This window comes from Type-E symbiont of Plautia stali (genome assembly GCF_059731115.1).
This window is the reverse complement of sequence record NZ_AP035907.1, coordinates 641,051-655,057: the sequence shown is the minus strand read 5'-3', so window position 1 is coordinate 655,057 and position 14,007 is coordinate 641,051. Positions and strand designations below refer to the sequence as shown.

12 protein-coding genes are annotated in these 14,007 nt (G+C 52.1%); 11 read left to right on the top strand and 1 reads right to left on the bottom strand.

Going from position 1 to position 14,007, the window contains the following annotated elements; genetic code table 11:
* Positions 1-60: 60 nt before the first annotated feature.
* Positions 61-930: an AraC family transcriptional regulator gene (locus tag AC6I8L_RS23050; protein WP_058960998.1), complete on the bottom strand. Its 870-nt coding sequence runs from the start codon at positions 928-930 to the stop codon at positions 61-63.
* 754 nt (positions 931-1,684) lie between these two features.
* On the opposite strand from AC6I8L_RS23050, the gene AC6I8L_RS23045 reads away from it, so the two are divergent.
* The 11 genes from AC6I8L_RS23045 (at position 1,685) to AC6I8L_RS22995 (ending at position 13,956) form a co-directional block, all read left to right on the top strand.
* A complete protein-coding gene (locus AC6I8L_RS23045) occupies positions 1,685-3,094 on the top strand; it encodes a sugar porter family MFS transporter (protein WP_045816579.1) in 1,410 nt (469 codons plus the stop codon).
* 15 nt (positions 3,095-3,109) lie between these two features.
* The gene (locus AC6I8L_RS23040) at positions 3,110-4,120 is read left to right on the top strand and encodes a Gfo/Idh/MocA family protein (RefSeq protein WP_034829912.1); all 1,011 of its coding nucleotides are present in this window, start codon (positions 3,110-3,112) and stop codon (positions 4,118-4,120) included.
* A 34-nt stretch (positions 4,121-4,154) separates the two neighbouring features.
* Positions 4,155-4,583 carry a PTS mannitol transporter subunit IIA gene (locus tag AC6I8L_RS23035; protein WP_058960996.1) on the top strand — a complete coding sequence of 143 codons (429 nt, stop codon included), beginning with the start codon at positions 4,155-4,157 and terminating at the stop codon, positions 4,581-4,583.
* A 27-nt stretch (positions 4,584-4,610) separates the two neighbouring features.
* Positions 4,611-5,552, top strand: coding sequence for a sugar phosphate isomerase/epimerase family protein (locus tag AC6I8L_RS23030; RefSeq protein WP_058960995.1), 942 nt, complete (start codon positions 4,611-4,613; stop codon positions 5,550-5,552).
* Between the two features lie 365 nt (positions 5,553-5,917).
* Positions 5,918-6,457 (top strand): sugar dehydrogenase complex small subunit, encoded by a 540-nt coding sequence (locus tag AC6I8L_RS23025; protein ID WP_058960994.1) that lies wholly within the window; start codon positions 5,918-5,920, stop codon positions 6,455-6,457.
* A gap of 20 nt (positions 6,458-6,477) precedes the next feature.
* On the top strand, positions 6,478-8,106 hold the full coding sequence (locus tag AC6I8L_RS23020; RefSeq protein ID WP_058960993.1) for a GMC family oxidoreductase: 1,629 nt from the start codon (positions 6,478-6,480) through the stop codon (positions 8,104-8,106).
* A gap of 2 nt (positions 8,107-8,108) precedes the next feature.
* A complete protein-coding gene (locus AC6I8L_RS23015) occupies positions 8,109-9,488 on the top strand; it encodes a c-type cytochrome (RefSeq protein ID WP_058960992.1) in 1,380 nt (459 codons plus the stop codon).
* Positions 9,489-9,544: 56 nt separating this feature from the next.
* Positions 9,545-10,045 carry a sugar dehydrogenase complex small subunit gene (locus tag AC6I8L_RS23010; RefSeq protein WP_058960991.1) on the top strand — a complete coding sequence of 167 codons (501 nt, stop codon included), beginning with the start codon at positions 9,545-9,547 and terminating at the stop codon, positions 10,043-10,045.
* Positions 10,046-10,065: 20 nt separating this feature from the next.
* Positions 10,066-11,670, top strand: coding sequence for a GMC family oxidoreductase (locus AC6I8L_RS23005; protein ID WP_058960990.1), 1,605 nt, complete (start codon positions 10,066-10,068; stop codon positions 11,668-11,670).
* Positions 11,663-12,991 (top strand): cytochrome c, encoded by a 1,329-nt coding sequence (locus AC6I8L_RS23000; protein ID WP_058960989.1) that lies wholly within the window; start codon positions 11,663-11,665, stop codon positions 12,989-12,991. Before AC6I8L_RS23005 ends, AC6I8L_RS23000 begins: the two co-directional genes overlap by 8 nt.
* Before the next feature lie 71 nt (positions 12,992-13,062).
* Complete coding sequence (locus tag AC6I8L_RS22995) at positions 13,063-13,956, top strand: dihydrodipicolinate synthase family protein (RefSeq protein ID WP_058960988.1); 894 nt, start codon at positions 13,063-13,065, stop codon at positions 13,954-13,956.
* Positions 13,957-14,007: the final 51 nt, after the last annotated feature.

The window sequence follows — 14,007 nt, the reverse complement described above, 5'->3', positions numbered from 1 at the left end:
GATTGCGCTATGAAAAGATGCCCTCGAAAGAGGGCATTTTGCTTTTGGAAGAACGAAAAATTAACGATTGAGTTGCCCGGTCAGCCAGAATTTTTTATAGCGTGCAGGTGGAATGCCGACAAGATTATGAAAGATGCGATGGAAGTTATTGACGTTATCGTAACCCACGGCGTTAGCCACCTCAGTGACACCCAGATTGGTGCTCAATAGCAAATTTTGCGCCTCGCCAATTCGGCGACGTGTCTGATATTGTTTGGGTGAATAACCTGAATAATCTTTAAATACGTGCGCCAGATAAAATTGATTCATATTCAATGCAGCGGTGATCGAACTCAGAGCGATATCTTCTTTATAGTGATTATCAATGTAATCTTTGATGCGTTGTCCCAGTAGGGTGTTATTGCTCTCCTGCTCTTGTTTGTTTTCAATCCAGATATTGCGGCACAGTAATAACAGCACGCTCAGTAAGTTATCGCCGATTTCGGCACTAAAGAGCCGTTTGCTGTTAACGTGCGCCCACATCTGATCAAACAACTGGCAAATTTCATCATAAAACTCACCGCTGGGCATCACGGCAGGTTGGGCGCGCGTGGTGAGAATATTGAGAGGCAAGCCATCAACCTTAAGTTGTTCGACGCCGCAACTGAAGATCAATAAATCGTCTGACGCATCAGGGCTTTCGTCATGAAGCACATTCGCGTTAAACAACATGATATCGCCTTGCTTGACGTTATAGCCTCGGCCATCGATGTTGTAGATGCCACTGCCTGAGCGTATGAACATCACTTCAAAGCGGTCATCATGCTTGTGCATGACGCGAGGAATGGCCTCTTCTTTACCTTCTGCTTTGCACATAAACGCCAGGCGCGGACGCAAACTGTTGTCGAAGCCACGGGCGGAGGGATGTTCATTTATGCAAAAGGTAATCATGGTAGCTCCTGTTGGTATAGCGCTATTCTTGCATTAGTTTTCAGCCTCGTAATCATCATTTTTGCTTTTTACTGATATTTAATCCATTGACAGGTAAGGCGTTGATGATTTTAGGAGAGTGCCAGGTGTTGATTTTTGTTTTTTAAACATTGGCTAAAATATAAATTTGATCGTCGTCACACTTTTATTTTGATCAAAATATACCCACACATTAAATACCAGGAAAGCATGATGTTGTGTTGAGCGGCATGAACTTGCAATCAATAGGGATAAGTTGAGGGCTAAAGTGAAAATATCATCAAAATTGCTGTATACGAACAGGTAGAAATACAAAATTGACGAAACCACAGGCGATAAGCGCCATTAAATGCGTGCCATAGTCGCTAAGAAATATTTTAACAAAAATGTGAAAATATGGCTTTTTTAATCTGTCTTCATTCTTGCTATGTCAACGCACAATATTTGCAATGTGACTTTAATCACTGGTTTTCGTGCTTTTTGTGAGGAATATATGATCTTTCGCACGCTGTTAAATCGTGTGGGCGAGAGCAACTGGTGTTTGGAATTCACTTTGATATAACGTTGTTGTAACGAGAAGGGGACTGGCAGCGTGTTCAGCGTTGCCAGGAAAATAACAATAATGATGTTGTGCATTAAATAAATGTTCTGATTCAGGCTGCGTAAAATTCCTCAGCGACGACTGACCAAAAATACGGCTTGCAACGGTTTTACCTTACAACCAGATGGAACAGCTATGTATAATAAAACGAACCTGCAAAATCCTCAGCGCATGCGGTTAATCACCATTGTTTCAACGATTGGTGGTTTATGCTTTGGTTACGATACCGGTGTTATTTCCGGTGCGCTGATATTCATGAAGTATGACCTGAATCTGACACCTGCGCAGGAAGGTTTTATTACCTCATTCCTGTTATTCGGTGCGGCACTTGGATCATTATTTGGCGGATATTTATCGGATAAACAGGGGAGGCGTAAAAACCTGCTATGGGTTGCAGCTATCTTTATGTTTGGCGCTTTAGGCACTGCATTCGCCTGGGATGTGCCCTCAATGATTGTGGCCCGCTTTATTCTGGGCTTAGCGGTGGGCTGTGCCTCCGTGACAGTACCTATTTATATTTCCGAATTAGCGCGGGCAGATCAGCGTGAACGATTGGTGACGGTCAACGAATTAATGATCGTGACCGGGCAATTCCTGGCGTATTCCGTTAACGCTGCGATTGTAAACCTGTATCCAGAGATGCAGCACAACTGGCGCATTATGCTGGCGATTCCCGCACTGCCGGGTGCGCTTTTGTGGTTCGGGATGTTAATGATGCCTGAATCACCACGCTTCTTTATTCGCCGTGGCGAAACGGATAAGGCCGTGAAGGTGCTGAAAACATTGCGTCTTCCGGAGGAAGTAGACCGCGAAGTGAAAGAGATTCAGCAGATCGTTAAGGCTGATCAGGTGAAGTTTAATCTGTTCGCTGAGCTAAAAAATCGCTGGGTGATTCAACTGGTTTTGATTGGTTTAATGATTGTGCTGGCCACTCGAGTGACTGGAGTCAACACCATCATGTACTACGCGCCAACCGTCCTGAAAGCAACCGGGCTCGGTGATGCGGCAGCGGTTACCGGTGCGGTGGCGAACGGCATTATCTCCGTATTGGCGACGCTGCTGGGCATGGCGTTGATTGGCAAGCATTCACGCCGAAAAATGTTTTTCACCGGTCAGGCTGGGGTAACCGTTAGCCTGGTGTTGATTGGCCTGGCGTTTAAATTCTTCTTCCACACTGAAACCGTCAACGGAGTGGATACGCTGCATGCCAATTTCGCCAACGCACCTTATGTCATTCTTGGCTTGATGTTGGTATTCCTGGTGTTTATGCAGGGTTGGATTGCGCCGGTATTCTGGCTGATGTTAGCGGAAATCTATCCATTAAGAATGCGTGGTGTCGGCATGGGCTTTGCGGTATTTGGCCTGTGGATCTTCGACTTTATGATCCAATCCATCTTCCCTTATTTGCTTAGCCATTACGGTGGCGGCATGACTTTCGGTTTCTTCGGCGCGACCAACGTCATCATGCTTATTCTGCTGGTGAAATATTTACCAGAAACGCGTGGCCTGACTCTGGAACAGATTGAAAAGAAATTTCGTTTTTAACCTGAGGATGAATAAATGACAGTCAAAATCGGCTTAATTGGTCTGGGCATGATCGGCCGGGACCATCTGAAACGTTTCCACCATGTTATTTCCGGCGCGCAAGTCACTGCTGTTTGCGATATTAACCACACAACAGCCGATGCCGTGGCGAACGAATTTGGTGCCACCGCGTTTTATGATGCAGAAGAGATGATCAATTCCGAATTGGTCGATGCAGTCTTTATCTGCTCTATTGGTCCGGTACACAAAGCGCAAATTTTGGCGGCCTTTAATGCGGGCAAGCCCGTATTCTGCGAAAAACCGCTGACACCAACGGCTGATGAATCGAAAGAAATTATTGATGCAGAGGTCAAAGCGGGTAAGCGCCTTTTACAATTGGGCTTTATGCGTCGTTTTGACCCGGGTTATCAGGCGCTGAAGCAGTCGATCGAGGGGGGCGCGTTGGGCGACATCATGTTGATTCACTGTGCTCACCGCAACCCGTCAGTACCAGAGAGCTACACGCTCGAGATGGCGGTTAACGACTCCGCCACTCACGAAATCGACATCATTCGCTATTTGCTGAACGAAAACATCACGTCTGTGCGTGTAGACAAGCCGCGTAAGAAAACCCGCCGCGCATTGCCGCACTTGCAGGATCCGCTGATTGTGATCTTCGAAACCGAATCCGGTGTTCGTATTGACGATGAACTGTTTGTGAACTGCCACTACGGCTACGACATCCGCTGTGAAGTGATTGGTGAAAATGCCATTGCCGCCTTGACGGAGCAACAGTTCATCAGTACCCGCTCACTGAACGGCAATGCACAACACATTGCGCAATCTTGCATGGAACGTTTTGCAACGGCTTACGATCGCGAAGTTCAGCATTTTGTTGACAGCGTGCGTGATGGTCGCGAAATGAGCGGCCCTTCCTCCTGGGATGGCTACGTCGTCGCGCTGGTCTGTGATGCCGGTCTGGCCTCGCTGAAAGATGGCGAGAAACATGACGTGGTGATTCCAGAGCAGCCCGCGCTTTATCGCTAATAACCTAACTTCTCGCGAAAAGTGAGGAATGACGATGTTGAAACTGACGGAAGATGCGCTGCATTTGCAATGTCGGGCAGCGAATAAAAACCAAGCCATTGAGATAGCGGCAAAGGCGTTAGAGCAGTCCGGTTATGTAAAACCTGGCTTTATCAATGGCATGTTAGCGCGTGAAAAAAGCGTTTCTACCTATATTGCGGCGGGTATTGCTTTCCCTCATTGTGCGAAAGAGAACCTCGACCAGGTGATTAAAACCGGGTATCAGGTTTTTCAATTTCCAAATGGTGTGAGTTGGGGCGCTGGAAAGGTGGTGTTTGTCGTCGTTGCTGTTGCGGCAACTGAAAATGAACATATTCCACTGTTAGCTGATATTGCCAATTTGCTCGGCGATGAAGTGAAAACCACGTTATTAGCCAATGCAAAAACCAAACAAGAATTTATCGAACAATTTGAGAAAGCGTGATTTACGCACCAGATGAAGGATTAAACAATGAAGCTTGCATTATGTACTGACGTTCTGGCGGATTTACCTTTCGCGGCGATGCTGGATAAAGTTAAAAGCTACGGTATTGAGGGCGTAGAAATGACGGCGGGTGGATGGTCACCCTGCCCGCACGTGAAAACAGAGGAACTTCTGGCCTCGCCAGAAAAACTGGAGAAGTTCAAGCAAGAGCTGGCTGAACGTGAAATGCGCATCGTGGCGCTCAACTGCTCGGGGAACCCGTTAGCACCGGGTGAATTGGGTGAGACACACACGAAAAGTAGCTATCGCGCGGTTGAGTTGGCAGGCAAGTTGGGCGTGAAAAAGATCGTGATGATGAGTGGCCTGCCAGGTGGGGGGCCAGAAGATCGCGTGCCGAACTGGATTACCTCTACCATCTCATGGCCAGATTATATGCCGGGTGTGATCGATTATCAGTGGCATGAGGTGGCCATTCCGTGGTGGAAGAAATTTGTCCAGCACGCTAAACAGCATGGCGTCGAACAAATCGCGATTGAAGAGTTCCCATGCCAATTGGTGTACAACCCCTCGACATTGCTGCGCCTGCGTCACGAGGTGGGTGACATGATCGGCATGAACCTCGATCCTTCGCACCTGATTGCGATGGGTGCGGACCCGATTGCTGCTGCACGTAGGCTGGAAGGGGCAGTTTTCCACGTCCACGGCAAGGACGCGCGCATTGAGCGTGGTTTGGCCGATGTTGACGGTTTGATGGAATATCAACCGGTGACGAACACGAAAACCCGGACCTGGAACTACGTTGCTGTCGGTTGCGGTCAGGATCTGAAGTGGTGGAAAGAGTTCTTTTCTGTGCTGCGCATGACGGGCTACAACGGTGATGTGTCGCTGGAGATGGAAGATCTCACCATGAGCGTGGAGGCTGGTCTGCAGACTTCCATTGATGCGCTGAACGCAACGCTGAGTCAGTAGGTTTGTATTAAATTAAGGCCGCTGTCTCATAGAGATGGCGGTTTTTTTAAGTTCGCTCTTACACTCCAATCCGGTCTCAATCGCATTTTGTTAAAGATTTACTGCGACTTACATCACTCAAAATGATTACATCACCATTTTTCCTGCCCAATCCCACTCATTTTTGATTCGAAAACATCATTACGTATGGATTTTGTTTAGGATCTATTTATTATATTAAAAACCCGTGCGTTTCTAAGGTATCTGATTAACGTTGCGTTGCGTGATTGTTAATCGGCGGGTGTTTTACGTTATATCAATCAATTAGATATTTTTTCCTCCGTTTTGCGGGGGATTTTGAGCGTGTCACTAACCAGGGATACACCATGAGTACTTCGCAAGACCTGCCACTTGGTGAGGTCCAGTTGTCACGTCGGAGAGTGTTACTTTCCGGCGTCGTGATCGTGGCTGGCGGCCTGATCACCTCGGCGCTTCCGCGCCTGGCGTTTGCAGACTCGTCGAAAAACTTCATTCCTTTCATGCAGATATCTCGTCTTCTGGTCAACCATAAGTTAGATGATGCGGTGGGGCAGCGCATGCTGGCGTTGTTAGAACTTGAACAGCCCGATTTGATGGCAAATCTCAATCATTTGCTGGCGATTGCTAAAGCTAACAAGGCGCAGATCGTTGAAGATTTCTTCCCGGCAATTCCGCAAGGCGAATTGCAGGCGTTGGCGCACAAGATCATCTTTGGCTGGTACACCGGCTGCCTCGAACCCAAGCGTTCGGCAAAAGCGTTCGCTTATGAACAGGCGCTGACCTGGCACACCACGATGGACACCATCACGATTCCGTCTTACGGCATCAGTGGGCCAAATAACTGGCAGCGCACCAACACACCGGTTCTTCCCGTACCGCAATTCTGACCAATAAAAGAAGATAAAATATGGCAGCTCCTTCTCAGTCACCCGTGGTGATCGTTGGCACCGGCGTGGTCGGTGTGGTGATCGCTGAGCAACTGCTTGATGCCGGCATTCCGGTATTGATGCTGGAAGCCGGCCCGCGCGTTTCGCGTGCCGAAATCGTTGAAAATTATCGCAATCTACCCCTGGCGGCCAAAGGCAACCCGATTGAGTGCTACCCGTCACGCGATTGGGCTCCGCATCCGGAACCGGCAGGGGCGGGCAAAGGGTATCTGCAATTAAGCGGCGAAGACTCTTATGCGCAAAGCTATGTGCGCTATGCGGGCGGGTCGACCTGGCACTGGGCGGGCACATGTTGGCGCTTAACGCCTGCGGATATGCAATTGCATTCTCGCTACGGCGTTGGCCGTGACTGGGCGTTTGATTATGAGACGCTGGAACCTTATTACGCCCGTGCTGAATATAAACTCGGCATTTGTGGACCGGACGATCCGGCACTGCAATGGCCTCCACTGCGTTCGAAACCTTATCCGATGCCCGCGCTGCCGTTTGGACCGGGTGAAGCACGCTTTACCGAAGTGGTGCGCGAGAAGCTGGGGTTGCACAACATCCCTACCGCGCAGGCACGTAACAGCGGCATGTCCTATGACGATCGCCCGGCATGCTGCGCCAATAACAACTGCGTGCCGGTTTGTCCGGTGGGCGCGAAGTATGATGGTGCGACGGCACTTTCCCGCCTCGAAGCCAAAGGTGCCACTATCCTTGATAACGCGGTGGTGTGGCGTATTGAAACCAATGCCGGCAACAAAATCGAAGCGGTGCACTACTACGATCAGCACAAGCAAACCCATCGTGTCAGCGGCATGCTGTTCATCATTGCGTGTAACGGGCTGGAAACACCAAAATTGCTGCTGATGTCTGCTGATTCGCGCAACCCGAACGGCATTGCGAATAGCTCCGATCAAGTCGGCCGCAACATGATGGACCATCCACAAATCACCATGACCTTAACGCTGGATGAACCTTATTGGGCGGGCGTAGGACCGGTGGTGAATAGCGGCATTATGGAAACCTCGCAAGGCGATTTCCGTTCTGAGCATGCGGGTGCTTACTTCCGCTTCAACAACTTTGCGCGCAACCGCTTCGTCACTTTTGGCGCACTGGAGAAAGGGCTGGTGGGTAAAGCACTGGATGAAGAGATCCGCCGCATGACCGCCTGCACCGCCGATATCGTGCTGGCGCATGAGATCCTGCCTGATGCCAATAACCGCCTGACGCTGAGCGATAAAAAGGATTGGCTTGGTCTGCCGAAACCGGCCATTCACTACAATGTGGGCGACTATGTTCGCCGTTCGTACCAGAACTACTCCAAACCGATCGCTGACAAGATTGCCGAAGCAATGGGCGCGATCGATAAGAAGTTCTCGAAACAATTCAACCAGAGCAAGCACATCATGGGTGGCACCATCATGGGTAATGACCCGGCTAATTCGGTGGTGGACAACGAGTGTCGCGCTCACGATCACCGCAATCTGTTCCTGCCGGGCGGCGGGGCGATGGCAAGTACCGCCTGCGGTAACAGCACCTTGACGATGGTGGCGCTCGCCTTTAAAGCCGCTGATGCCATCGTTAAACAGGCTCTGGAGGCGTAATCATGTTGAAAATAAAACAGATTGCGCTGGTTCTGGCACTGGCGAGCGGTGCCGCTCATGCCGCTGATGATGCCTTGGTCAAAAAAGGCGAATATTTAGCGGTAGCCTCAGATTGTACTGCCTGTCATACCGCTGAACACGGTAAACCCTTCGCCGGTGGCAAAGCGATTGAATCACCGGTGGGTGAAATCATCGCCACCAACATCACGCCGTCGAAGGTCGCAGGGATTGGCAACTACAGTGAGCAGCAATTTGCTGATGCGTTGCGTAAAGGTGTGCGTGCCGATGGCGCCAATCTTTATCCGGCGATGCCTTACACCGCGTACGCCACCTTAACGGATGAAGATGTGCATGCGCTGTACGCCTACTTCATGTCAGGCGTGCAGCCGGTGGATAACACGACGGAAGAGACCCATCTGCCGTTCCCGTTGAATCTGCGTTTTTCGATGATGTTCTGGAACGCGCTGTTCCTGAAAGCTCCGGGTTACACAGCGGATGCGTCACACTCTGACAGCTGGAATCGCGGACGCTATCTGGTGGATGGCGCAGCGCACTGTAGCACTTGCCACACCCCTCGCGGTTTTCTGATGCAGGAGAAAGAGGGTGATGCCTTTACTGGTGCGCAGGTCGGCCCGTGGTTCGCGCCCAATATCACCGCCAACGCGGTGAGTGGGATTGGCCAGTGGTCACAGCAGGATCTTATCACTTACCTGAAAACCGGTCGTCTGGCGGGGAAAGCGCAGGCTGCTGGTAGCATGGCGGAGGCGATTACCCACAGCTTCCAGCACTTATCGGATGCCGATTTGGCCGCCATTGCCGAATACATGGGCAGCGTGACGGATAAAGATGCACCTGCGAGCGGCGCTTCGCGCTTCGAACAGGGTAAAGCGGCTCAAAATCTGGTGGCGTTCCGTGGTGATGCATTCAACGCGCCCACCAGCGATGAAGGTGCTCGCCTGTTCTCCGGCAATTGCGCGTCGTGTCACGGCAGCAGCGGCCAGGGAACCAAAGACGCGTTTTATCCGAGCCTATTCCATAATAGTGCTACAGCAGAGCGTAATCCGTCTAACCTGATTGCTACCATTCTTTACGGCGTTCAGCGTCATACCGCCGAAGGTGATGTGTTTATGCCGCCGTTTGGTTCGCAGCCGAACGCACTGAATCAGCTTGATGATCAGCAAGTTGCCACGCTGTCGAACTGGATCTTGCATCACTACGGCAATGTTGACGCAACCGTCTCACCTGATCAGGTGGCGGAAATCCGTCGTGGCGGACCGTCATCACCCCTGGTAATGCTGGCGCAGGTCGGGGTAGGCGTCGGTGCCTTGGTGGTGATTGCACTGCTGATGTGGTGGCTGATGCGCCGCAGACATAAAAAATAGATTCGATTTTATTCTGTCGCCTGTGATGGCAGGCGACGTTTTTACTGGAAGACACTATGAAGCACTACTCACGCCGCCGCGTGTTGAAGATGGTCGGGCTGGTGACGATTGCCAGCGCCGCAGGCCAGCTTTTGCCGTTGCCGCGCCTTAACGCCGCCCAGTCACCGGCCAACGTGGCTGGGCTGGATGATTTTATGCAGGTTTCACAACTGCTGACGCAACAAGAATCCCTGAACGCCACCGTTGGGCGTGCGCTGCTTTTGGCCCTGAGTCAGACGCAGAAAGGTTTTCTCCCTGCGCTGGCACAGTTGAAGGCGTTACTGCAAAACCAGCCAGAACTGCTGCAGCAAGATCACCTGGCGTTTGTCTCGGATGCGGACAGCGAAAAGCTGGCAAAAGCGATACTTGGCGGCTGGTACAACGGTGTGGTCGGCAAAGGCAATCACGCGCTGTATGTCACCTACGTGAACACGCTCGCCAATCTGCTGGTGGATGACAAATTAGTGCCGCCGAGTTTCTCCTACGGCAAATGTGGTAGCTGGGCGCAACAGCCCTGATTCAGAAGAGTAATGTCGTTATGAAAAACAATAATTCCGCCGATGTGGTTGTTATCGGCGCGGGCGTTAACGGCTCGCTGCTGGCGACCCGTCTGGCAAAAGCAGGTAAATCAGTACTGTTACTGGAGTCCGGCCCGAAAGTAGCACGCGATCAGCTGGTTGAGCGTTTCCGTGCATCGGCTTTCAAATCTGACTTTATGTCGCCGTATCCGTTCTCGCCCAAGGCACCGCATCCGCGCTATACACCGGAACCGAATGATTACCTGCATCAGGCCGGGCCGCATCCGTTTGCTGCGCAGTACATTCGAATGTTTGGTGGCACCAGCTGGCACTGGGCGGCGCAGTTGTGGCGCTTTGTTCCCAACGACTTCCGTCAGCACAGCCAGTATGGCGTCGGCAAAGATTGGCCAATTGGCTATGACGACCTGGAAGAGTACTACTATCAGGCGGAAGTGATCGCGGGGGTCGGCGGATCGCCGGACAATGGTTCGCCGCGCAGCAAACCTTATCCGATGGAGCGCGTGCCGGCGTCCTGGTTGCAGCAACGCGTGACCGCACGCCTGGCACCCGACTTCACCGTGCTCGATGACAGCACGGGTCGCAACAGCAACAGTTACGATGGCCGTCCGGCCTGCTGCGGCAATAACAACTGCATGCCGCTTTGCCCAATCGACGCCCAGTATCACGGCGGGATTGCCGCACAGCAGGCTGAAAACAGCGGCGTGAAAGTGATCACCGAAGCGGTGGTGTATCAGCTGGAGCACGATGCCAAGGGCAATATCGTGGCAGCCAATTACTATGACTGGAACAAAGTCAGCCATCGTGTCACGGCTGAAACCTTTGTACTGGCCGCCAACGCGATTGAAACCCCAAAACTGCTGCTGATGTCTGTCAGCGATAAATTCCCGAACGGTATCGCCAACGCGCACGATAATGTGGGTCGCAACCTGTGCGATCACCCGGCGATAGGCGTGACGTTTGACGTCGATGAAGAGATTTGGCCAGGACGTGGCCCGGTGAGTCCTTGTTCGATTGGTCAGTTCCGTGACGGCGATTTCCGCAGCGAACATTCACCGTTCCGTATCGATATCTCTAACGCTTCACAGGTTGCCTCAGTGACTAAAGAAGCGCTGGCGGAAGGACTGTTTGGCAAGAAGTTGCAGGAAGCGATTCGCTTCCGCGCCGCGCGTCGCCTTAGCATCAAAAATGCGCTTGAGCAGTTACCCGATCCGAACAACCGCGTGACCTTGAGCAGCAACAAGGACGAGCTGGGTTTACCCACGCCATCGCTGTATTGGGACGTGAACGACTATGTCACCAAAGGCACCGAAAAAACGCGTGAATGCTATGACGCGATTGCAGCCAAACTCGGCGCAACCAACATTAAGCACAGCAAAACTGGCAAGTTCTCTAATCGTCAGCACATCACCGGCACGCTCTCTATGGGCCTCGACCCGGCGACCAGTGTGACCGATGCGTGGGGGCGTGCACATGATCATCATAATCTGTTTATGGTTGGCACGGGTGTGATGCCGACGGTGGGCACCTGTAACGTCACGCTCACGGCAATGGCGTTGGCTCTTCGTACCGCCGACAAAATCCTGCAGGAAACGCAACATGGCTAAGCACTGGAAAGCCCTGCTTGCAGCAGGCACGTTGGCGTTGGCTGTTTCACAATCGCATGCAGCGGATGAGCAACTGATTAAGCGCGGGGAGTATCTGGCGATTGCCGGTGACTGCGGCGCGTGTCACACCGAAGAGGGTAAAGCCCCTTTCAGTGGCGGCCACGCGATTGCCAGCCCGTTGGGCACGATCTTCAGTACCAATATCACCCCCTCTAAAGCGGCGGGGATCGGCCAATACAGCGAGCAGCAGTTTGCCGATGCGTTGCGTAAAGGGGTTCGCGGTGATGGCAGTCAGCTTTATCCGGCGATGCCGTATACCGCTTACGCGAAGCTCACCGATGAGGATGTCGCTGCATTGTATGCCTACTTTATGCAGGGTGTGCAGCCGGTAGATATTCAGCCTGAGAAAACGGCATTGCCGTTCCCCTTCAATCTGCGTTTCAGCATGGCAGCCTGGAATCTGTTGTTTATGGACAGCAAGCCCTTCCAGCCGGACGAGAAGCAGTCAGAAGAATGGAATCGCGGTGCCTATTTGGTACAGGGGTTAACCCACTGCAGCACGTGCCACACACCACGTAATTTCCTGATGGCGGAACAGCAGGACAAAAACTTGCAGGGTGCGTCACTCGGTACCTGGTTTGCACCTGATATCACGGCGGCAGCCTTGCAGGGCAAACCGCATTGGACACGTGAAATGTTGGCGCAGTATCTTGCAACTGGCCACGCCAGCAACGGCGCAACGGCGGGCGGTCCGATGCTGGAAGCGATCGATAAGAGCTTCTCGCGTATGACAGCAGAAGATCGCCAGGCTATTGCGACTTATTTGTTTCCACAGGATAGCGCCACTGCTGAACCTGCGCAGGCCAATCGCTGGACGCTGGTAAGAGGTGACGATACGCCGCAGGCGGTATTAAGCGAAGGCGCACAGATCTATCGCAATAACTGTGCATCCTGCCATAACCTGACAGGCGAGGGGCTGAATGGACTGCCGGCATTACAAAATCATCCGGTGTTGAATAAGCCCAATGCGGACAATGTGGCGATGGCAGTACTGCAAGGCGTTTGGCCTGAAAAAGGGCAAGGGATGATTGGCTTTGCCGGTCAACTCAACGACCACCAAATCGCTGCGCTGACTAACTATGTGATGCAAGATATCGGGCACAGCAAGGTGCAGATCAGCGAGGAGCGAGTGAAATCACTGCGTGCTGGTGGTGATGCTTCGCCGCTGATGCTGGTGTCGCGCATCGGCATGGCCGCTGCCGGGTTCATCGTGTTGCTGGGGCTGTTCTGGTTAGGTTTCAGAAGAAAGAACAAACGCTAACGGCTTTGTCCTATGACAAATAGTCAGCTGTTGTTAAGATGCGCTTTTACGTTATCTAACAGGAGCTGGCTATGTTTTCAGGTCTTAGTGCCTTTCCGCTGACCCCGGTCAATGCGACAGGCATTGATGAAAAATCCTTTCTCTCGCTTCTCGCGCGTCTAACAACGGCAAAAGTCGATTCACTGGGCGTGCTGGGTTCAACCGGTAGCTACGCCTATTTCACCCGCGAGCAGCGCAAGCGCGTGGCGACGCTGGCCGTACAGCATGCGGATGGCATTCCGGTGATGGTTAGCATTGGCGCAACCAGCACAAATGAGGTGCTGCGACTGGCGGAAGATGCGCAGCATGCAGGCGTAAGCGCTTTATTATTACCTGCTGTTTCCTACCAAAAGCTCACTGAAGAAGAAGTGTTTGGCTTCTATGCCGAGGTGGCGCGGAATGTTTCGCTGCCCATCTGCGTTTATGATAATCCCGGCACGACCCACACCGAGTTCTCAAATGATCTTTACGCACGGATAGCCGCGCTTCCCAATATCGCTTCCATCAAAATACCGGGTGTGCCTGCCGACATGCATTCCGCAGCCCAGCGGGTGAGCGCATTACGTGCGCAACTCCCCGCAGAGATAAGCATTGGTGTCAGTGGTGATGCATCGGCCGGCAACGGTTTAATGGCGGGATGCGATGTCTGGTATTCCGTATCTGGCGGCTTATTTCCCAACACAGCATTAGCGCTGACACGAGCCGCTCAGGCGGGCGATTTCGCTGCTGTCGTTGAGCAATCCCAGCGACTGGAGCCGCTTTGGACGCTGTTCCGTCAACATGGCGGCAGTATTCGCGTGATAGCGGCCGCAGCGGCACTGCTTGGGCTGGCGGAGGAAAACAACTTGCCGCGCCCGCTACGTGCTTTATCCAGTGAGCATCAACGGGAAGTACTCCAGGTGATGAGATCGCTGGAGTTGGCCTAGCTCAGTTAACTATTAGTGCGATCATAGTTTTCGCACTAATAGTTAAGAATG